This is a genomic window from Micromonospora sp. NPDC005215 (genome assembly GCF_040607915.1).
Taxonomy (GTDB): domain Bacteria; phylum Actinomycetota; class Actinomycetes; order Mycobacteriales; family Micromonosporaceae; genus Micromonospora.
In genome coordinates this window covers 92,090-112,710 of record NZ_JBEXHQ010000013.1, presented here as the reverse complement: position 1 = coordinate 112,710, position 20,621 = coordinate 92,090, and the positions used below count along the sequence as shown (strand labels likewise).

20 protein-coding genes are annotated in these 20,621 nt (G+C 69.6%); 10 read left to right on the top strand and 10 right to left on the bottom strand.

Annotated features, from left to right (window positions below; genetic code table 11):
* Positions 1-393: 393 nt before the first annotated feature.
* The 4 genes from ABZU25_RS13125 to ABZU25_RS13110 all read right to left on the bottom strand — a co-directional run bounded on the left by ABZU25_RS13125 (position 394) and on the right by ABZU25_RS13110 (position 4,332).
* Positions 394-1,224 carry a DUF3152 domain-containing protein gene (locus ABZU25_RS13125; RefSeq protein ID WP_355029552.1) on the bottom strand — a complete coding sequence of 277 codons (831 nt, stop codon included), beginning with the start codon at positions 1,222-1,224 and terminating at the stop codon, positions 394-396.
* A gap of 271 nt (positions 1,225-1,495) precedes the next feature.
* Positions 1,496-1,987 carry a hypothetical protein gene (locus ABZU25_RS13120; protein WP_355029551.1) on the bottom strand — a complete coding sequence of 164 codons (492 nt, stop codon included), beginning with the start codon at positions 1,985-1,987 and terminating at the stop codon, positions 1,496-1,498.
* A gap of 72 nt (positions 1,988-2,059) precedes the next feature.
* A complete protein-coding gene (locus tag ABZU25_RS13115) occupies positions 2,060-4,084 on the bottom strand; it encodes a hypothetical protein (RefSeq protein ID WP_355029550.1) in 2,025 nt (674 codons plus the stop codon).
* On the bottom strand, positions 4,081-4,332 hold the full coding sequence (locus ABZU25_RS13110; protein WP_355029549.1) for a hypothetical protein: 252 nt from the start codon (positions 4,330-4,332) through the stop codon (positions 4,081-4,083). The genes ABZU25_RS13115 and ABZU25_RS13110 overlap by 4 nt, the downstream gene beginning before the upstream one ends.
* Positions 4,333-4,584: 252 nt before the next feature.
* Between ABZU25_RS13110 and ABZU25_RS13105 the strand changes: the two genes are divergently transcribed.
* The 9 genes from ABZU25_RS13105 (at position 4,585) to ABZU25_RS13065 (ending at position 8,776) form a co-directional block, all read left to right on the top strand.
* Positions 4,585-5,466, top strand: a complete 882-nt coding sequence (locus tag ABZU25_RS13105; RefSeq protein WP_355029548.1) for a helix-turn-helix transcriptional regulator — start codon at positions 4,585-4,587, stop codon at positions 5,464-5,466.
* Positions 5,459-5,653 (top strand): DUF397 domain-containing protein, encoded by a 195-nt coding sequence (locus tag ABZU25_RS13100; RefSeq protein WP_355029547.1) that lies wholly within the window; start codon positions 5,459-5,461, stop codon positions 5,651-5,653. Before ABZU25_RS13105 ends, ABZU25_RS13100 begins: the two co-directional genes overlap by 8 nt.
* Before the next feature lie 87 nt (positions 5,654-5,740).
* Positions 5,741-6,001: a hypothetical protein gene (locus tag ABZU25_RS13095; RefSeq protein ID WP_355029546.1), complete on the top strand. Its 261-nt coding sequence runs from the start codon at positions 5,741-5,743 to the stop codon at positions 5,999-6,001.
* Positions 5,998-6,708, top strand: coding sequence for a hypothetical protein (locus ABZU25_RS13090; RefSeq protein ID WP_355029545.1), 711 nt, complete (start codon positions 5,998-6,000; stop codon positions 6,706-6,708). The genes ABZU25_RS13095 and ABZU25_RS13090 overlap by 4 nt, the downstream gene beginning before the upstream one ends.
* Positions 6,695-7,087: a hypothetical protein gene (locus ABZU25_RS13085; protein WP_355029544.1), complete on the top strand. Its 393-nt coding sequence runs from the start codon at positions 6,695-6,697 to the stop codon at positions 7,085-7,087. Before ABZU25_RS13090 ends, ABZU25_RS13085 begins: the two co-directional genes overlap by 14 nt.
* A 93-nt stretch (positions 7,088-7,180) precedes the next feature.
* Positions 7,181-7,444, top strand: coding sequence for a hypothetical protein (locus ABZU25_RS13080; protein ID WP_355029543.1), 264 nt, complete (start codon positions 7,181-7,183; stop codon positions 7,442-7,444).
* A 15-nt stretch (positions 7,445-7,459) separates the two neighbouring features.
* Positions 7,460-7,720 (top strand): hypothetical protein, encoded by a 261-nt coding sequence (locus ABZU25_RS13075; protein ID WP_355029542.1) that lies wholly within the window; start codon positions 7,460-7,462, stop codon positions 7,718-7,720.
* Positions 7,717-8,364: a hypothetical protein gene (locus ABZU25_RS13070; protein ID WP_355029541.1), complete on the top strand. Its 648-nt coding sequence runs from the start codon at positions 7,717-7,719 to the stop codon at positions 8,362-8,364. Before ABZU25_RS13075 ends, ABZU25_RS13070 begins: the two co-directional genes overlap by 4 nt.
* Entirely contained in the window at positions 8,348-8,776 is a 429-nt protein-coding gene (locus tag ABZU25_RS13065; protein ID WP_355029540.1) for a hypothetical protein, read from the top strand. The genes ABZU25_RS13070 and ABZU25_RS13065 overlap by 17 nt, the downstream gene beginning before the upstream one ends.
* Before the next feature lie 142 nt (positions 8,777-8,918).
* Here the strand turns inward: ABZU25_RS13065 and ABZU25_RS13060 are convergent, their stop codons facing one another.
* The 5 genes from ABZU25_RS13060 to ABZU25_RS13040 all read right to left on the bottom strand — a co-directional run bounded on the left by ABZU25_RS13060 (position 8,919) and on the right by ABZU25_RS13040 (position 17,072).
* Positions 8,919-10,229 carry a tetratricopeptide repeat protein gene (locus ABZU25_RS13060; RefSeq protein ID WP_355029539.1) on the bottom strand — a complete coding sequence of 437 codons (1,311 nt, stop codon included), beginning with the start codon at positions 10,227-10,229 and terminating at the stop codon, positions 8,919-8,921.
* Positions 10,226-12,496, bottom strand: a complete 2,271-nt coding sequence (locus tag ABZU25_RS13055) for a CHAT domain-containing protein (RefSeq protein ID WP_355029538.1) — start codon at positions 12,494-12,496, stop codon at positions 10,226-10,228. The genes ABZU25_RS13060 and ABZU25_RS13055 overlap by 4 nt, the downstream gene beginning before the upstream one ends.
* Positions 12,497-12,510: 14 nt before the next feature.
* Complete coding sequence (locus tag ABZU25_RS13050) at positions 12,511-12,828, bottom strand: hypothetical protein (protein ID WP_355029537.1); 318 nt, start codon at positions 12,826-12,828, stop codon at positions 12,511-12,513.
* A gap of 15 nt (positions 12,829-12,843) precedes the next feature.
* Entirely contained in the window at positions 12,844-13,938 is a 1,095-nt protein-coding gene (locus ABZU25_RS13045; protein ID WP_355029536.1) for a tetratricopeptide repeat protein, read from the bottom strand.
* Positions 13,939-14,627: 689 nt separating this feature from the next.
* Positions 14,628-17,072: a glycoside hydrolase family 2 protein gene (locus ABZU25_RS13040; protein WP_355029535.1), complete on the bottom strand. Its 2,445-nt coding sequence runs from the start codon at positions 17,070-17,072 to the stop codon at positions 14,628-14,630.
* Positions 17,073-17,183: 111 nt separating this feature from the next.
* On the opposite strand from ABZU25_RS13040, the gene ABZU25_RS13035 reads away from it, so the two are divergent.
* Positions 17,184-18,203, top strand: coding sequence for a LacI family DNA-binding transcriptional regulator (locus ABZU25_RS13035; RefSeq protein WP_355029534.1), 1,020 nt, complete (start codon positions 17,184-17,186; stop codon positions 18,201-18,203).
* A 6-nt stretch (positions 18,204-18,209) separates the two neighbouring features.
* On the opposite strand, the gene ABZU25_RS13030 is transcribed toward ABZU25_RS13035, so the two are convergent.
* Positions 18,210-20,603 (bottom strand): GGDEF domain-containing phosphodiesterase, encoded by a 2,394-nt coding sequence (locus ABZU25_RS13030; RefSeq protein WP_355029533.1) that lies wholly within the window; start codon positions 20,601-20,603, stop codon positions 18,210-18,212.
* Positions 20,604-20,621 lie beyond the last annotated feature (18 nt).

Sequence of the window (20,621 nt, the reverse complement as noted above, 5' to 3'; positions counted from 1 at the left end):
CGTCTCGACGCGTGGCCGACACGCGATCGGTGATATCGAGTGTCCCCAGGACCTAGACGAGTAAGTCCTCACTGAGTCGAGCCACCGATCGGTTCGGCGGAGATATAACCCTTGTCCGCGATGATCAGCTGACCCAGGACGAGGCTGCGGACACAGCGAAGGGCCGCTCGCTATCCGCTGTGGCTGCCCGCCATCGCGATGTGCTGGTGAGCGGTATACCTCAGAGGTATAAATATGACTCAGAGGTATACCGCTCACTACCGCATCCGCCCCCGACGGAGGTGACCGACGGTCACCGCCCGAGCCTGGGTGAGGAATTACTCGTCTGGACACCGCGAGATCAACGATCCCCGTGTCGATCACCACCGAGGGTCGGTGCGCGGGTCGAGGGAATCAGGATGGCGCCCACGGACCGCTGACGAACTGGCCGTTTCCGCTGAACGGACTGACGTTGGGCAGGCACCCGCCCAGGTCGATCGTCTGGGTCATCATGACCGGACCCGGCTTGCCGCGCCCGCCGCACCTCATGTGCGCGAAGCCGAGGAAGTGGCCGAACTCGTGGTTGATGACGCCGGCGTGGTACTCCTCGATGCTGACCGGGTATCCCGGTGAGCCCTGGAGCCAACGCCGCAGATTGATCATGATCGTCCTGCCGTACTTGCAGGAGTAGACCCCCTCGGTGTCGACGCCGCTCGCACCGCACAGCCTGTCCACCGTCCTCGGTGTGGCGAGCCGGACGTCGACGTCGACACGTGCGGCGCCAACCCGCTGGAAGGACCACGACGCCCGGGTCAGATTCACCGCGTCGTTGGTGACCGGGTGCCGCGCCGAATCGGCCCACCCGTTCGGTGCCGCCAACACCTGCTCGATGCTCTCGGCGAACCGGTCCGGCTTCCAGGCCGGGATGTCACCCCAGGCGATCCCCTTCTCCACCGAGACGCTGTAGCGCACCCGCTTCTTGCCCGTACCGATCACGCGACCGTTGCCGGCGGCGGTGGTGAAGGTGCCGGCGGCCCTGGTGGGAATCTCCGCGTCGGTCGGGATCTCCGGAGCCGGGCTGGAGGTCGGCGTATCGCTGGGGCGCGCACCCGAGCGCGGACCGGTCGCACCGGAGCGCGGGACATCGGCCTGCCCGGAAGCCGGCGCCGATGCCGTGCCACAGGCGGCGGTCACCAGCACCAACACCAACGAGATCGGCACGAGCAGCCGTCCGTTGATTCGCACGTCGCAGCCTCCAGGATCGATCACGGTCAGGTGAGGAACACCGGAAGGCTAGGTGACTATGGGTAAAGAAAACGTCAGGAAGATCGACGTCGATACGCCACCATAAGTTGGCGAAGCGGACAGGGCATCTTACGTTCCGTCGTCGTTGCAGGACTCCGGATCGTTGCCGAAGACCCGCAGGCCCGGCGACCGCCCGAGCGGTGGCGGCGGCCGTTCGTCCGCCCTGCCTGGCTGGTTCCAGCCAGATCAGCTGGACCGCGACGCCCAGTTCCTAACCGGTGACGAGATTGATGGCGACGCCGATCGGGATGGACGCCGCCAGCCCCGCGACCAGCCACCACAGCTGCTCCCGTCGCGACTTCCGCTCTACCACCTCGGCCAGTTGCGCGATGCGCGCCATGCCACGCCGCATGCCGGCCCGGCGGACACGGCTGGTGTTCGACACCATCAGCTGATGCCGGCGAACCGGCCGCGAGGCGTACACCTGCAACTCGGAGTCGTAGAAGTCGTCGAGAGCATCGGGGTGAGTGCCACCGTCCCTGGTCGCCGGACCACCGGGTTCGCCGGTGCGGCGCAGATAGAGCCAGCGCCGGTCCCGGCGGACGGTCCACCACCACAGCGCGCCGCCAGCGGCCACCAGGACGAGGCTGGCCACTATCGAGGCGACCGCCCACGGCTCGGAGACGACGAGCCCTGTCAAACCCACCGGAATGGCGGCCACGATGAGTGCCTTCGCCGTGGCCGTGCCGCTGACTCCCCGCATGCCTGTCATTGAACGGTCAGGTCGCAACCGCGAGGACCTGGTTATCCGGAAGGCGACAGCACGGGACGCGTCCTACCGCAGACCGCGTAGGTCGCGGGATCGCGCGAGGAGGCGTACCCCGTCGTCGTCGTGTCGGTGCACGGCGCAGCCGGCGCGGGTGAAGCGCACGGTGACCGCCCGCCCGGCGTGCCGGGCGGCGAGCCTCAGCAGATCCGGCTCGGGGTCGGCGACGATGCCGCGCGGCCCCGACCAGGGCGCCGGGATGGGCGTCGCCGGGTCGCTCGGCGCGGCCCCGGCGACGGCGTCGGTCAGGCATTCCCGGCACCAGGCGAGGGCGGCGGCCAGACTCGGCCGGTACGGCAGGTCGTCGGGGCGCACGGGAGCGTCTCGCGGCTGCACCTCGACCGACCAGCGCAGACCGTCGACAAGCAACGGGTCGCCGGTGTGCTGCCGTAGGTCGCGCACGCCCACCACGAGAGCCAGATCGAGGCCGAGGGCGAGCCGCAGCAGCTCGGTCAGCGGCGGCGCGTCGGGGGGTGCCGCCACCACGATCAGGCGGCCGGCCGCCGTGCCCCGTCCGGCGCCGCGCACCTGCTCCCCCACCGGGTCGGCACCGGCCCAGGGCAGGGTGACGTACCCGTCGCGCAGGCTCCGGTCGATGTCGTGCCCGCCGTCGGCGTCGCGGAGGTCCTCGGGTCGGGCGCCGAGAACGGCAGCCCAGGAGCCGAGCCGGTAGCGATCGGGGAGCCGCACCACGGGCCGGCCGTTTGGCTGCGTGCCAACCAGTGGGGCAACCTCCGGCGTGCCGGCCTGCCAGGTCAGATGCACCACCCGGTGCCGCAGGTCGGTGACGGTGACCAGCACCGACTGGTACAGACGGTGGGTGTCGCCGCAGGTGAAGCAAGCCAGCGCCGACGGGCGCAGGCCGGCACCCTGGCAGTACGGGCAGTCGGAGTCGGCGGGTCGACCGCCCAGCCGACAGTCGCAGGTGCGCAGCCGGTTGTGCGGTCGACAGTCCGGGCAGGGCCGCCAGTCGACGGGTTCACCCAGCCAGGGCGGGTCGGGTGGTTCGTAGCCGCGGACCACCGGCACCCGGACGCGGCGGACCACCTGACCGGTGGGCTGCTCGGTGAGGGTCTCCACCGGCTCGCCGGGGCGCAGCGTGCTGTGCCACCAACGGCCGTCCCGCCAGAGGGCCTGCGCGCCGGGCAGGTCGCCGCCGTCGGTCGGGTCGACGCAGTCGGCGAGGACGCGCCGTTCGAGCTGGTCGACGTCCACGGCCGGGGCGGCGGGCGGGCGCGGTGAGTCGGGGCGCAGCAGCCGGGCGGGGGCGGCCAAGCCGCGCTCGGCGAGACCGGTGAGCGCCGTGGCAACGTCCGTGCGGGTGAGCACCTCCGGCAGATCCCGGCACCAGCCCGGCGATCCGGACGGCACCGGGGAGCCGGGCACCTCGTACCGGATGGCCCATTCGAACCCCACGCCCTGCCGGCGGGCCTCGACGACCAGGTCGAGCAGCAACAGGTCGGCCAACGCGCAGAGCCGGGCCAGCCGGGCGCCCGGGTCGACGGTGGGCGCGGCGGTGGATCGGCCCAGCACCAGCCGCCAGGGAGCATGATCGGCCTGCACAATGGCGTGGGCTTCCCACTCGTGCCGTCGCGTCGCAGCCAGGTCGGGTCGCCACTGCTTCGACAGCCACAACGACGGCGCGTCGTTGTCGGCCACGACCGCGCCGACGCTGGCGGCGAGTTCGCGTACCCGGGGAGCAAGGTCGACCACCCAGTGGCCCGCCGGGTCGCGGCGGGGGTCGAGGCCGCCGGGCACGACCTGGTGGGACGCGACCGCGCCGGTGTCCAGGTTCGCGACGGTGAGCACGAGTTGCGCCCGCCGCCGGCCGCGCCGCCCGCAGCGATGACAGGGGTACGCGATGCTGCCCGCGCCGCGACACTGCTCGCAGCTTCGGTACGCCTCGCGACGCGGTGCGAGGTTGTCGGCGTCGGCGAGGAACCGGTCGCCGTAGGTGGTGCACCGGCACGGGTCCAGCGTGAAGGTCAGCCCGTCACAGTCGGGGCAGGTCACGACGACGGGCGCGGCGGTCACCGACACCGCCGGGCCACGCAGTCACCGTCGTGCTCGACGCGCCGCCCGCACCGCCGACCGCCGTCGAGCGGCAGGTCACAGAAGACCCGATGGTGTACGCCCTGGGAGTCCTCGGCGGACACTGTGGTCTCGCCCGAGTCCATCTCGGACAGGAAGCTCAGGGAGCGGGCCAACGTGCCGGCGAAGTGCTGGGCGGCCGGCAGGTCGGTGGCGGTGAACGGCAGGTGCGCCACCCAACGGGGGCTCACCGGCCGGCCGCCTGCCGGGGTGGTTCGACTCGAAGAATCGCGCGCACGCCTCTTCCTCACCTACTGATTCGTCGAACAATCGGCGGACGGCGGGAATTGCGCGGTCGTCGCCTTTGTCGGACCCATCTTGTAAGGTCAGAGGCGCTATCGCAATGAATGTCGACTCACACTGTTCCGTTATTTGTGGGCAACATTCCCCTGTTGCAGAACGGCCGTCGGGATGTTGCAAAATTCAACAGGAAGGAGAGCCGCGTGGCCGACGACATGGGCTCGACGGTGCCCCGACGACAGCTCGGCCGGGCACTGCGTGACCTGCGCACCGAGGCGGGGATAACGCTCGACGCCGCCGCCGAGACTCTGGAGTGCAGCCGGCAGAAGGTGTGGCGGATCGAGAGCGGGCTCGGCTCGGTGCGCGGTGTCGACGTGCGGGCCATGTGCGAGCTGTACGGGGCGACGGGCGAGCTGACCCGGGCACTGACCTCCCTGGCCGGCGAGACCAGGGCGAAGGGTTGGTGGCACGCGTACGGCGACGCCGTTCCCGAATGGTTCGAGCTGTACGTCGGCCTCGAATCCGCAGCGTCAAGGCTCAGGTTCTTCAACGAAGCAATGGTGCCGGGCCTCCTACAACACCGGGGCTACGCACTGGGCGTCTACCAGCACCGATCGGAGGTGAGTGACGAGGAGCGGGAGTGCCTGGTGCAGGTCCGGCTGCAACGCCAAGCCCTGCTTAGACGTCGCCTGCCTCCGCCTCCGAAGCTGGACGTGATCCTCTCCGAGGCAGCCTTACTGCGCACAGTCGGCAGCCCTGGAACGATGGCCGATCAGCTCCACCACTTACTGATGCTGGGGAATACGGCGACCAACTCGATCCGAATCCTGCCGCTCACCGCCGGCCTGCACCGTGGTGTCGAGGCGGGATCCTTCGTGATGCTCGAATTCCCGTTAGGCAACCGTGCGTTTCCTGAGCCTTCGGTGGTCTACAGCGAGTCCTGGACAGGTGCTCTCTACCTCGATCGGCCGGACGAGTTCGCCGCCTACGAGAAGGTCTGGGCAAGCCTGGATCAGCTTGCCCTCGATGAAGGACAATCGAGGCACCTGATCAACAAGATCATCGGAGAGGTCCACCATGGCTGATCTGTCCAGCGCCTGCTGGCGCAAGAGCACCCGCAGTGGCAGCAACGGCGGCGAGTGTGTCGAGGTCGCCGACAACCTGCCGGGCATCGTCGCCATCCGCGACAGCAAAGACCCGCACGGCCCGGCCCTCACCTTCTCCCCTACCGCCTGGGTCAGCTTCGTGCAATCGGCCCGCATCTCCCGCTGAGGCGTCGGTGGGTGTCTCGGGTCCACCCCGAGCACCCACCCAACGCCAGGGCTGCGCGCGATGACCGGGGTCGGCTAACGTGCGGCAGTGACCATCAGCGATGTCAAGGTGACGATCCGGAAGGGCGATCAAGCGCTCGACAACGCCAGGATGAGCATCGAGAAGGCCAACGCCAGGCTCGCCGACGCCTCTGCGCTGGCAATCGCCGCCCTGCACGACAGCGAACGCCACGAGGCTCGGGAGTCCCGCAAAGCACTTCGGGAAGCTGCGGACGAGGTCGAGTTGGTGCTTCGCCACATCACGGCGGCTAAGGATCACGCCGCGGCCTACCTCGCCACCATCGGATGAGCGGGAGCCTCGGCGATGTCGTCGCCCAACTACGAGGCGCCATCGACACCCTGCACAGCGCCGCAGTTGTTGCACAACGCGCTCAGGCTGACGCCGAAGAGGCCAACGCGCACTACGCTCAGGGCGGGCAAGGCAGCAGTCACCCCGACCTCACCGGCGCTCTAAATGAGAGCAAAACTGCCGCCGAGAGTGCCGGTAGACTGGCCAGCCTGATCAGCGCCGCAGCTGACCGGGTAGGTGCCTATTCCAACGCGGTCGCTCCCGGCTCTGCCCCGACCACGCGGACATCTGACTCAGCCACACCGTCCGGCGACGATCTGCTCGCCGAAACCGTCGAGCGTGAATCCGCACGGAGAAACGTCGCTTCCTTCCTGAGTACGATGACGAGGAAGGCTGAGGACGTCCAGAACAACACGCAGAAGTCGGTGGCGGCGGCCAGGGAAGCCTTCGCGATCATCCGAGGGCCACACGGCCCGTCCGGGGCTCAGCAGGCCGGCACCAGAACCCCGACCATCAGCCCTACGGTAGGGCAACGTCTCTCCAATGAAGCACCGGATGCGGCGGGGCATCTCGTCGTAGTGGCGCTGGTGGCGAGCATTGCCGTCCACCGCTCCGTTCAGTCGATCCGCAAGGGAATAGCGAGGTTACGAGATCGTGAGCGTACGGACCGAGTTCGGCGACCTAATCCGCGCGATGGCACGACGTGACTGGGGCGCGGTAGACCAACTCCTGGACGGGTTGGAGACTTCCGGTTGGCAGGGCGGGAACCAGATGATCGGTGCCGCGTTCGCCATCGCGATCAACGACCGCTTCGCCGCCGGGCACTCCCCCACCGACGTCGCACGATTCGTCGGCGAGACGCGTACTCAATTTCCCGGCGCGGAGTCGCTCCCCACTCTGGAGATGGAAGGGCTCGTTCGCGCGGCCCTCGGCGAGGTCGGGCTGATCGACAATCTCGACCCCGAGACAGCCCTCCAGATGCAGATCGTGTTCCTCGGCAAGCTGCTTCAGGACCGCGATCTCACCGAGGCGCAGCTTGAGGAGTTCATCGCCGACGTGGAGCGGACCGCCGCCGAGTACCTGTAAGCAGCAGGGCTGCGCGCCGCCTTGATGTCCGATAGTGTCCGTCCGACCACGCAAACGTGAACTCGTTGGCGCGATCGTCAGACGGAGGGCGGCATGGCCAGCATCGAGGAAGTCAAGGCTGCGCTGATGCAGGCCGCCGAGCAGGGCAACGTCACGATCAGTCAGATCCGGGCCGCCGCCGAGAACACCGAACAGATGCTGACCCGGCTACGCGCCATCTCCGCCGGCACCGGCCATCCGACCATCGCCGAGGCCATCGCCCGGGGCGAACAGAGCAAGCAACGCCTGGCCGAGGCCATGGCGCTCGTGCAGGGCAGCTCGGATGCGGCGCGCCGCTACATCAGCGTCCTCGGCTGAGCACCGATTGCCACGATGAGCGTTGGCGAGGTCAAGGCGTCCCTTCGCGCTGCCATCGAAGCGGCCCGTCAGGGACGGCGGGTGTTCGACCAGGCTGCCTCTGACGGGGAGGCAACGACCCGAACGGCGAACGCTCTCCTGCACGGCAGCCGAAACGAGGACGTGAAGGCAGTCCGTGAGGCGCTCACCGCTGCGAGTGCAGAGGTCGAACCCACCCGCCGCCGCTTCGACAACACCGCCAAACACACAACGGCCTACCTCACCCGGCTCGAATGACCGGCAGCATCGCCGAGCTGGTCGCGCACCTTCTTGCCGTACGCGGAAAGCTCGACACCGCCGCCGTCACGGCGCTGCGCGCCCGGACGGACGCGGAACAGGCCCTGGCATACCTGGTCGAAGCGCAGCGGGGCAGCAGTGACCAGCGGTTGAGCGCGGCCGTCGCCGACGCCGAGGTGGCCCGCGACAAAGCCGGCCGCTACGCCCGCCTCCTGGCCGACGCCGCCCGACACATCACCGGGTACGTCAACACCATCGCCCCCGGTGCCGCGTCCTCCGGCGCGGCTGGCGACGACGCATCCCCATCCGGGGAACGGCTGGTGAGCGAGGCCGAGAGGCGTGGACGTCGGGCAGACATCGCTTGGCGCAAACAGGTCCAAAAGGCTGACAACACCGAGGACAACCTCAAGAAGGCGGAGACCAGCGCCAAGGAGGTCTTCAAGTTCTTCAGGCGACAACAGGACGACGCCACGAGCGGCACAACGAGCCCAGAACCCACGCCGGCTCAAGAACGGCCGCAGGTTGACAGCCCGGTGACTGCCGTAGTGATGGCAGCCGGCGCGTTGGCGGTGACCGCGAAGGCCATATGGAACCATGGCAAAGCTCGACGAGCGAGGAAGCGGGACAATGATGATCAAGCCTGAGCTGCCGGAATACATCCGTACGATGGTGCGCGGCGATCACGCCGCAAACGACGCAGTCGAGGCAAGGCTTGACGCCGAAGGGTGGGATGGGCTTCCACGCTTCCTCGCAGCGGTCTTCTTCCTCGCGGTCGACCGTCGTTTCGGCGAGGCCGCCGGGCGCGCCGACGTCATCACGTTCGTCGGCGACCTCCGAGCGGGGCTCGCCGACGGTGGGCCCGAGATCAACGCAGAGGCAGCCGAGGCACTCATCATGTCGATCATTGATCCGTCGATCGACTACTCGATCAGTCAGGAGATGATCGGTCGCATCCAGGCGGCGACGGTGCAGAAGATCCTCACTGATGACCACCTGACGGACGACGAGCTGAACGCCTTACTCAACGAAGCAGCCGGCCTCGCCTCACGAGCCTGAGATATTCAGCTTCAGCAGGAGCACAGGGCCGAGGCGTCGGTCCGCCACATCAGTGCCCTGTCAGAGCACCGACCAACACGATGGTCGTTGGCGAAATCAGGAATTGGCCCAGGCGTTCAGCGGAGCCGAGTGGATGAGGCGGTCAGGTCGCTTTCCGAGCCTCTGCTCGTTCTTCGCGTAGTCGTTCGAGCATGGCAGTGTCAGATGCGAGGTCCGGGTCGCTGACTTGAAGATCGAGGTCGACGACGATTTCGAGCTCGCCGATCGCTTGGTCGAGATTCCCTTTCGCCTGGTGGAGCATCCCGATGTTGTAGCGGGTGACTGCTTCGTTGGCGCGGTCGCCGATCTCCCGGATGATTTCCAGAGCCTGCTCGTAGCAGGTCAAGGCCTGCTCCCGATCCCCGAGCTTGACATACAAAAGGCCGATGTTGTTAAGGGTGGTCGCCTCACCAACACGGTCACCGACGTCCCGCCGGACGGGTAAAGCCTGCTCGTGGTAGGCCAGAGCACGCTCCCGATCTCCGAGCTCGCTGTATGCACGGCCGATGTTGTTGAGGGTTCTCGCTTCGCCCGCGCGGTCACCGACCTCCCTGGAGATGGACAGAGCCTGCTCAAAGCAGGCCAGAGCCCGCTCCCGATCCTCGAGCGTGTCGTACATGCTGCCGATGTTGTTGAGGGTGATCCCTTCGCCCGCGCGGTCACCGACCTCCCTGGAGATGGACAGAGCCTGCTCAAAGCAGGCCAGAGCCTGCACCCGATCCCCAAGCGTGTCGTACACACCGCCGATGTTGTTGAGGGCGGTCCCTTCGCCCGCGCGGTCGCCGACCTCTCGCATGCTGGCTAGAGCCTGCTCGTAGTAGTCCAGAGCCCGCTCCCAATCCTCGAGCCTGTTGTACACGCTGCCGATGTTGTTGAAGGTGATTCCTTCGCCTGCGCGGTCCTCAACCTCCCGCTTGAAGGCTAGAGCCTGCTCGTAGTAGTCCAGAGCCCGCTCCCAATCCCCGAGGTTGTCGTACACGAGGCCAATGTTGTTGAGGGTGACCCCTTCGCCCGCGCGGTTCCCGACCTCACGGTTGATGGGTAGAGCCTGCTCGTAGTAGGTCAAAGCCTGCACTCTGTCCCCAAGGCCGTCGTAAACGGCCCCGATGTTGGTGAGACAGGCTGCTTCGTTGCCGCGATGGCCGGCCTCGCGGTACAGGTGCAGGGCTCGCTCGAAACTGGCCAGAGCCTTCCGGGGGTGCCCCGTGGAGGATTGAGCCCGACCCAGGTCATAGATGGCGCCGGCGTCCGGGCCGAGAGTCAGGGTCGCGTTCGCGAGAGCCTCGACATCCGCGAATCGGGATTTGCGCAGCCACACCCTCGCCACCCGGTCACCGACGTCCTGGGCGATCGCCGGCTCTCGGCCCGCCACCGCCAACCGGTGCACCTCCACACACTGGGCGACGGTGGTCATGACGCGGACTCAGCCGGGGTAGGGCCCGTCACCCAGAGTTCGTAGAGGCTTCGCGCGGCGGCAGCGCAGGCCTGGACGTACTCGTCGTCGGTGAGCAGAGGGCGGACGAGGGGACGCAGGACGTTGGAGACGTAGTAGCGGGGTTGCCCGGTCTCGGGGTCGGTGCCTTCCTCGATCAGGCCAAGCTGGACGGCGCGCTCGATGTGGCTGGCCGCGTCGGAGTGGTCGTGGACGGCCTTGACGGTCTCGGCGGGGACGGGCAGTTCGATCACATTGACCTTGGCGAGCATCTTTTGCAGCTCAGGGGCCTGGGAGCTGAGGAGGTTCTGCGCGAGGATGGTCTCCCGACGGAATCGGTCGGCCTCCTCCTCGATGGCGGCGATGAGGCCGTCGATGTCAAGGCTGTTGTCGACGACGATGCGGTCGAGCCAGTCGAGCAGGCGGGGGTTGCCCGCCGAGGCATGGATGGCGCGCTCCCGGATGTCGGGGTCGATCGAGGAGCCGGGGCGCAGGTTCGCCAGGTTCGCGAGTTTCTTGCTCTGCTCGGTCGCAGTGAGGGTTTCGAGTGACTCGACGACGACTGTGGTTCCGACGGGGACGGGGAAGCGGTAGCGGCTGGTGATCACGACCCGACTCGGGCTGCCGGTCTCCCGAATGGCCCTGAGGAGGGCCGGAAGGATGTCGGCCATCTCCGCGGAGAGCACGTAGGCGCCGTCGCGTTCGTCGAGGTTGCCGTCCTCGAAGTCGTCGAACACGAACAGGCAGGGAGTCTGCCCGAGAGGTCCGTCGACGTGGAGCAGATGACGCAGGCGAACAAGGAGGGGAGCCTGGTCGTTTGCGAGCAGCTTGTCTGCCTCGACCTGCTGCTCCACTGTGGGAAACGGAACCTTGGTGGTCAGCTCCCGGAAGGTGGTCAAATCGACGCGGCCATACCAGACGGCACGCTGGTGGGTGGGCATGCGCTCCAGCAGCCGGGAGGCGAGGCTGCTCTTGCCGAGACCGCCCATGCCGTGCAGGACAAGCGCTTCGGCTGCGCCGACAGCGCCCAGGGGCCTTTTCAGGGTACGCAGGCAGCGCTGGATGACTCGTCGTCGTCCAACGAAGGCGGCGCGGGCGGCGACCCGGGACAACTGGGTCTGCGGGTCCAGGAATTCCTGGTCGGCGGGTCGGATCTGGATCCGTGCACGCCCCTTGGTGATCAGGGGTGTGACCATGGGGGCGAGTGGAGACCTGTCGGCGTAAACGCGCAGCAGGTGCCAGTTGCCGCGCTTCTGGGCGTACAGGTGCTGGCGGGCCTCGATGATGGCCCGATCGAGGGGCAACCCGTCAGCCAGTGACCGGTAGAGCTCGGCGGCGAAATCGGTCGCCGATACGTCACCGACCGGCAGCGCCCACCCCAGCACGGCCGGCGCGCCGGCGTGCACAAGGCTTTCGCTCATCGACGGGAACGTGCCGGCGCCGGGGGCGTTCCCGGTGAGGCAGCCGGAGACGAAGATCAGGCGGGGCCAGTGCCCGGCCATCGCCTGGGCGATCTGCTCAGCGGTGGCGTCGACGCGCCCGCCGAACTCGTTCTCCACCAGGAAGACGGGTCGCCCGTCGTCGCTGATGGTGGCGTGACCGCTCAGATGAAGGACGTCGAAGTATCCCGCGCCGTAGTCGCGGCTGAGGAAACGAAGCCCCTCCAGGGTGCCGCTCTCCTCGACGACCAGCTCGGTACCGGTGCGGGAGGTGGCAGCCAGGATGGCCGCCTCCTCGGCCTCGTAACTGAGCACGGGCTCGACGCCCTCGGGGGACGTGGCCATGAACAGGACCCGCAGGGGCCGGTTCCCGGGAGTGACCGGGGCCGTGAGAGCGGTGTTGGTGCCGACGGCCCGCACCGGCAGCAGCGGTGCCTGGCTGGAGACGGTCAGGTGCGCGCCGTCTACGGCGAGTAGTTCCCAGGGCAGGTGCCGCAGCCGTCCCGCGGTGGTGATCCGCAACGTGGTGCCGGGAGGCTGGTGCAGGATCGGGGTCAGCCACCGTTCGTCACCGTCGAGGAAGGTGGCCAGTTGGGTGCCGAGGTCGCGGAGCTGCGGTGAGCCGAACACCTGGTGAGCGACAGCGTGGTGGCCGTAGTGGCGTTCCACCAGACCGATCAGCTTGTCGATGGCGGTCTTGTTCACGCCACGGGTCTTCGGCTGACCTCCGCCGGTTGACAGCCGCAGCTCGGAGTAGTCGGACGTCTGCTCGAAGATCTCCAGCTCGTACGTTTTCATCTCACCGGCCACAGTTGTCTCCTCCCTCAGCGCTGCTGCGACTCGACCTGCTGGAAGACGACCTCCAGCTGGCCTCGGGCGGCGTTTGACACATCCACCCGGCTGCCGTCGCCGAGCAGGATCGTGACGGTGACGCCTTCGGGACGGCGGGATTGCCACCAGTCCCAGATCGTCTTCGCCGTGGCGACCCCGGAGAACGCCAACCCGATGACAGCGATCACGAACTCGGCGGAACGTCGCACCTCCACCGGTGAGACGCTCTCGCCCCGCTGCGCGTCGTCGGCGAGGGTGGCGTGTAGGTCCGCCGCCCACCGCACCGCATCAGCTCCCGCAATCTCAAGCACGGCAGTACCCACCGTTCACCCCTTCTGCGTCGGCTGTAGCTGGACCAGGAGCGCTCGCATCTGGTCCAGCGCCGGGTGGCTCGTCAGCTCGGCCAGTGCGACAGCTCGACGTTGGAACTCGATGGCGTCATTCACCCGCGCCATCTCCAAGAGCAGGACAGCCATGTTCGCGCTCGCCGTTGCCTCCGCCTTGCGGTCACCGACTCCGCGGACGACCACAAGAACCTCGTCGAGACTGCCCTTCGCCGCGGCGAAATCCTGCTGCTCGAAATGGATCGCTGCGATGTTGCTGAGCGTGATCGCTCTGGCGGCGCGGTCACCGACCTCCCGCATGATGGGCAGTGCCTGTTCGTAGTAGGCAAGCGCCAGCGCCCGATCCCCGAGCTTGTCGTACACGGTGCCGATGTTGTTGAGGGTGGTCGCCTCGCCGGCACGGTCGCCGACCTCCCGCCGGATGGGCAGCGCCTGTTCGTAGTAGGCAAGCGCCAGCGCCCGATCCCCGAGCTTGTCGTGCACGCTGCCGATGTTGTGGAGGGTGGTCGCCTCGCCCGGACGGTCGCCGACCTCCCGCCGGATGGGCAGCGCCTCCTCGTGGTAAGCCAGCGCCAGCGCCGGATCCCCGCGCTTGTCGTACACGCTGCCGATGTTGTTGAGAGTGGCCGCTTCCTCGACGCCGTCAGCGCCCTCCTCCCGTTCGATCTGCAGGGCCTGCTCGTAGTAGGTCAGGGCCTGCTCCCAATCCCCGAGGTTGCTGTGTACGAGGCCGATGTTGTTGAGGGTGACCGCCTCGCCGAGGCGGCTGGCACCGACCTCCCGCCGGATAGGCAGAGCCTGCTCGTAGTAGGCCAGGGCTCGCCGCCAGTCCCCGAGGTTGTGGTGTACGAGTCCGATGCTGCTGAGGATGGACGCTTCTTTGGCGCGGTCGCCGGCCTCGCGGTAGAGGGTCAATGCCCACTCGTAGCTGGCCAGCGCCTGGCGGCTTTGTCCGGTGGCGGATTGCGCCCAGCCCAATTCGTGCAAGGCATTGGCGTCCGGCGCGAGAGTCAGGGTCGCGTTCGCGACGGCCGCGGCATCCGCGGACCGGCCCCTCGGCAACCAGATCCCCGCCACCCGGCCACCGACGTGCCGAGCGATCATTGGCTCCCGACCCGCCACCGCCAGTCGGTGCACCTCCACCCACTGGGCAACGACCGATGCCGCCGACCGACCGCGATCCAGGGGTTCCGCCTCCTCGGCCCGCCCGCCTTCGGCAGCCGACCCTCCATCATCTGTCAACTCGGGCACCCCCTCTGCCTCGGTTCGCTGGCCCCGGTAGGGCAACCGTCACAACGTCCTCGTGTTGTTGCGGAGGCGGGCAGAAACAGCCATGACATTCACCAACCCAGGCGTGCCCCGACCTCGGTCCCGTGGACGGTACCGTCGCTCTCCGATAGTGCGCAGCCACCACTCGGTGACGGCGTCGGGTGCGCTTTCCGGTCCGTCCGGCCCATTGACCGCCACCGCGCCGGCGACCTGCACATTTCTCGCCGGCAGCGATACGACGCGGGCACCCGGCGGAGTCCGGAATGCGACATCGACACTCACGCCCAGGGCGCGTTGGTGACGTCCGACAATCCCACGCCTGGCCGGCGCCGCGAGCGCCCGCGCATCACGGCGGAACGAGATGATCGTGCTCGAACATGGATGTAGTGGCCTCCCCGTCGAGGGAGGCCACTACATCATGGATCGAGCGCGATCATGGGCGGACGATGCGCTGGACACGGCGCTACACCGCGGACGACCCGCTGCGTGACGAGATGTCAGCCGATGTCGTTGACGCAGCGCAGCACCGGGCGGGTGGTCAGCGCCGCCGGGTCCAACGGTCCGTTCGCCCGCACGGTGAAGGTCGTCGACTCACCCGGCAGCAGGGTGACCAGCGCGGTGTCCACGGTGGCGGAGGCGTCCAGCCGGTCCGGGAAGAGCGTCAGGTCGCGCAGCACCGTGCGGGCGGTGACCCGGACCCGCTGCCCGCCGTCACAAGGCTCGACCGTCGCGTCCCAGGCCGCCGCCGGCCAGTCCACGTCCCGATCCTCGGCGAAGAACCACAGCGCCCGCTCGGCGGTCTCCCCCGCCTCGGCGATCAACAGCTCCCGCCGGGCGTCGTCGGGCCGGACCAGGTCCGTCGGCAGCGCCAGCACCACCGATGAGTACGCCGGGACGTCGAGGTCGACGGAGACCTTCGCCCGGGGCTCACCCGTGAGGGTCAGCCGGGTCACCGAGGCCGACGCCTGCCAGGCGGTGCCGCTGTCGTTGACCGCGACCAGGGCCAACCCGCCGTCGCGGGGCTGCACTGTCAACAGCCGGTCGGCGTACGCGTGGCGCAGCGCGTACCACAGTGGTTTGCGACGGCCGTCGCCGTCGACGGCCGACCAGGAGGTGACCGGCCAGCAGTCGTTGAGCTGCCAGACGATGGTGCCGGCGCAGACATCCCGGTGGGAGCGGAAGTGTTCCACCCCGAGTTGGATGGCCCTGGCCTGGTTGAGCTGGGTCAGGTAGTGCCAGTCGTCGAAGTCCGCCGGTGCGGGCAGGTGGGCGTCCAGACCTCGCTGGAGCTTGGCGTCGCCGTTCGCCGCCTTCTGGTGGTGGGCCATGCCCGGTGAGTCGTGCGCCAGGGGTTCGTCGCTCAGTGCCCGGCGCAGTGTCGCGTACGCCGGGGGGGCCTGGTAGCCGAACTCGGCGACGAAGCGGGGCACGTACTCCCGGTATTTGCTGTAGTCGTCGGTGTTCCACACGTCCCAGATGTGGGTGGTGCCGTGCGCCGGGTCGTTCGGGTGGATCGCCTCGGTGCCCGACCAGGGGCTGCCCGGCCAGTACGGGCGGGTGGGGTCCAGTTCGCCGACGATCCGGGGCAGCACGTCGAGGTAGTAGCCGCGCCCCCAGGTGCGCCCGGCGAGGGCGGGCTGCCAGTCCCAGTCGTGCCAGCCCCAGATGTTCTCGTTGTTGCCGGTCCACAGCACCAGCGACGGGTGGGGCGTCAACCGGGTGACCTGCTCGGCGGCCTCGGCGGCCACCTCGCTGGCGAAGGGCTCCTCCTCCGGGTACGCGGCGCAGGCGAAGAGGAAGTCCTGCTGGACGAGGAGCCCACGCTCGTCGGCCAGGTCGTAGAAGTCCGCCGACTCGTACCGGCCGCCGCCCCAGACGCGCAGCAGGTTGACGTTGGCCTCGGCGGCCTGGTCGAACCGCTCGGCGAGCCGGTCCCGGCTGATCCGGGTGGGGAACACGTCGTCGGGGATCCAGTTGACCCCGCGGACGAAGACCGGGACGTCGTTTACCGACAGCGTGAACGGGGTGCCGTGTTCGTCGGGCGTGGTGTCGAGTCGCACCGAGCGGAAACCGATCCGGTGCGACCAGGTGTCCAGGGTCTCGCCGTGCGGTGCGTGCAGGGTCACCTCGATCGGGTGGCGAGCCGGTGCGCCGTACCCCCGGGGCCACCAGAGCGCGGGCTCGCGGACGGTGAGGGTCAGCACTGCCGTGCGCTGCCCGGCCGGGACGACCGCCTCGGTGTGGGCGCCGGCGACGACGGCCCGGACGGTCAGCGGAACGTCCGCGACCCGCTCGATGTCGATGTGCAGCTCGACCCGGCCGTCGCGGCCGTCCATCGTGACAAGTGGACGGACGGTGGCCAGCCGGGCGGTGGACCAGGCGTGCAGGCTGATCTCCTGCCAGATACCGGCGGTGACCAGTGTCGGCCCCCAGTCCCAGCCGAAGTTGCAGGCCATCTTGCGGATGAAGTGGAACGGCTCCGGGTAGGCGTTGGGCCGGTCGCCGAGCCGCTCCCGCTGCGCCTCGGCATAGCGGTACGCGGAGTCGAACGCCACGGCCAGGTCGTTGTCGCCGTCGCGCAGCAGCGCTTGGACGTCGAACCGGTAGCCACGGTGCATGTTCGCGGTGCGGCCGACCTCGACGCCGTTGACGGTGAGCGTGGCGACGGTGTCCAGGCCGGCGCAGACCAGGTCCACCCGGTCGTGGTCGCCGACGGGACGCCGGAAGGTCGTCCGGTAGTGCCAGTCGGTGCGCCCGATCCAGGCCAGGGCCAGCTCGTTGTCGTCGAGGTAGGGATCGGGGATCAACCCGGCGTCGAGCAGGTCGGTGTGCACGCAACCGGGCACTGTCGCCGGCACGGCCCGCCCGGCGATGTCGGCGGGCACCTGCGCTCCGGATGCCGCCCGGAGGGTCCAACCGTCGTAGAGTGCCTGTCGGCTCAACTCCGCACCGCACCTTCTGCATCGAAAGACGTTCACTGAACCGGATAAGCTGAGCCACCGTACGGTTCGGAATTCGGACTGTCAACGGCCAGAGAGCGAAGGAGCACGCCGGTGAAGCGGCCGACCATCGCCGACGTCGCCCGGCACGCCGGGGTGTCCAAAGGTGCGGTGTCGTACGCGCTGAACGGGCAGCCCGGGGTCTCCGAGGCCACCCGGCAGCGCATCCTGGCCATCGCCACGGAGATCGGGTTCAGCCCGAGCAGCGCCGCCCGCGCCCTCTCCGCCGCCACCGCCGGGGCGGTCGGCCTGGCCCTGTGCCGACCGGCCCGGATCCTCGGCATCGAGCCGTTCTTCATGGCGCTGATCAGCGGCGTCGAGGCCGAACTGTCCGCCCGCTCGTACGCGCTGACCCTCCAGGTGGTGGCGGATCCTGACGCCGAGATCGCTGTCTACCGGCGCTGGTGGGGCGAACGTCGGGTGGACGGGGTGCTCGTCTGCGACCTGCGCACCGACGACCACCGCATCCCCGCCCTGGAGCAGCTGCAACTGCCCGCGGTGGTGATCGGCGGACCCGGTGGCACCGGCGCGTTGGCCAGCCTCTGGTCCGACGACGCGGCAGCGTTGACCGAGACTGTGGAATACCTGGTCGCGCTCGGGCACCGGCGGATCGCCCGGGTCGCCGGCCTGCCCGACCTGCGGCACACCGAGATCCGCACCGACGCGTTCGCGGCGGTGTGTCAACGACTCGACCTGGTCGACGCGGTCACCGTCTGGTCCGACTACACCGGCGAGGAGGGCGGTCGGGCCACCCGCCGGCTGCTCAGCTCCGCCCAGCGGCCCACCGCTGTCATCTACGACAACGACGTGATGGCCATCGCCGGGCTCTCCGTCGCCCAGGAGATGGGGCTCACCGTTCCCGGTGATCTGTCCATCGTGGCCTGGGACGACTCGCCGTTGTGCCGGCTGGTGCACCCGCCGCTGACCGCGCTGGGCCGGGACATCCCGGCGTACGGGGCGCACGCCGCCCGGCAACTGCTCGCCGTCATCGGCGGGGAGCCGGGGAACCGGGTGCAGGACGAGACGCCGCAGCTGACCCCACGGGGCAGCACCGCACCGCCCCGGGTGAGATGAACCGGTTCAGCGAGATGCTGAGGGAAACTCCTCGAAGTACGCCTCGACCCGTTCGGCAGTCGCCGGGCGGGCCAAGGCGAACCCCTGCCCGTACCGGCAGCCGCCCCGGCGGGCCACCTCGACCTGCGTCGAGGACTCCAACTCCTCGGCGACGATCTCGACGCCCAGCCGCTCACCGACGTTGACCACCACGTCGATCAGCGGTGGCTGCCCGTCCGGCCGGGCGCTCACCAACTCCGGGCCCACCTTGAGCAGGTCGATCGGCAGCCGGCGGAGCTGGGCCAGCGAGGCGTGCTCGGCCCGGAAGTCGTCAAGCGCGGTGCGGACGCCAAGCGACCGCAGCCCGGCCAACCGGGCCACCACTGTCGGCAGGTCACCCGCCACCCTCGGCTCGCTCACCTCCACCACCAGCCGCTCCGGTGGCACCCCGTACGCGGCCAGCACGGCAGCCGCCCGCTGCACGAAGTCGGGCGTCGTCAGCTCCCGGGTCGTGACGTTGACCGCCATCCACAACTCCCGGACGCCCACCGACCAGTGGGACAACTGCCGGCAGGCCCGGTCCAGCACCCACCACTCCAACTCGCCGACCAGGTCCAGGTCCTCGGCCACCGGCAGCAGCTCGGCCGGAAGCACAGTGCCGAGCACCGGGCTCCGCCAGCGCAGCAACGCCTCCGCGCCCACCGGTTGCCCGTCGGCCAGGTCGACCACCGGCTGGTAGACGAGATCCAACTCGCCACGGGCCACCGCGCCGGGCAGTTCGCGTTCCAGGTCGAGCCGGCGTACCAGCTGTTCCTCAAGGAACGCGTCATACCACTCGACCCGGTCCCGGCCCAGTTGCACGGCCCGCCGTCGGGCCAGCTCGGCCTGACGGAGCACGTCCGCCGGCCGGTCACCGCTCACCTCGGCCAGCCCGATGCTGGTCTGGGCCCGCACCACCGAACCGGCGAACCGGTAGGGCGGGGCGAGCGCGGCGAGCAGCCGGGTGCCCAGCGCGTACGCCAGCACCGGGCCGGCGGCGGTGACCACGGCGAAGCCGGCACCCGTGCAGCCGGTGACCAGGTCGTCGGGAGCGATGACGGCGCGGACCCGGTGCACCGCCTCGGCCAGCACGTCCTCCCGGGCGGTCGGGCCGATCCCGTCGGTGACGTGCAGATCCACAAGCAGCAGCGCGCCGGACGGTGCCGGCACGTCGCCGATCGCGGCGAGGGCGTCCAGCAGGGCTGCCCGGTCACCGGGCGGACCACCTCCCGCCGGAACGGGCCGCCGGCTCAGCGCCGACCAGCCGGCGCCATCCTCCGGTGGCCAGGTCGAGCCGGCGCCGTTCGCGGTGACCGGGCCAGCCGGGTCACCGGCGCTGTCGCGATGGTCGAGCGTGGGCTCCGCAGGCGGAAGATCACCCAGCCATGGTGGCTGGGCCGTCTGGCGGTGCCGCACCGGGCTGCCGGCGGGTCGGCGATGTGCGGCGGGTCGTGCCGAGGTCGGTGCGTCACCCGCGCGCAACAACTCGCGCAGCACCAGGGGCGGCACCGCCGCCAGGGCCAGCAACACGCTCGTCCGATCCGGCGCGTGGCCGGAGCCCAGGTGCGGACCCGTCGCCAGCAGGAGCACCGCGGCGGGGAGCACCGACCGGGGCCAGGCCGAAGCGATCGGCTCCGCCGGCTCGGTGTCGCCCGCGTCCGCCGCGTCGACCGCACCGACCGCGACGAGCAGCATTCCGAACACCAGCGGGGGTACGGCCAGCAGGGTCACCCGCCCGGTCGGCGCGAACGGCAGCGTGGCCAGCAGCACCAGCCCGCCCAGGGTGAGCAGGACGCCGCCCCGGCAGACCGCCGTCCCCGAACGTCGCCGCGGCCCGGCGAACGCGGTGAGCGCGGCCATGCCCAGCCCGCCGAGCGCCAACGCGGCCACCAGTCGGACCGGAACCGGCACGCCGGCGCGGGGCAGCAGCAGCCAGCCGGCAAGGGCCAACCCGATGGCCGGGCCGGCCGACTCCACCAGCCAGCGCAGCCGGACCCCGGCGGCCGGCCGCGCCCGGCCGGGAAGCCGGCGCAGCCCGGCCCCGGCGAGGACGGCCACGACCAGTGACCCGGCCAGCACGGCGAAGGTGTGCCCGTCACCGGCCAGCGGCAGTGCGACGGCGGTCAGACCGGCCGTCACCACCGCCGCGTCGAGCAGCATGCCCGCCGTGCGCGGCGACGGGTCGTCGCGGCGCGACATGGCCAGCCGGGAGAGCCGCACCCCGGCGAGCGTGGCGCCGGCACCGGCCGCCAGCGCGATCACCACCGGAGGCGACACCAGGTCGAGGGCACCGGCGAAGAGAAGCAGCGCCACCGCCGTGGACGTGGCGGTCTCCAGTGCCCGACGGGGGACGAGGACGCGGAACGGGTACGCGAGGAGCACGGCGGTCGCCTTCGTGAG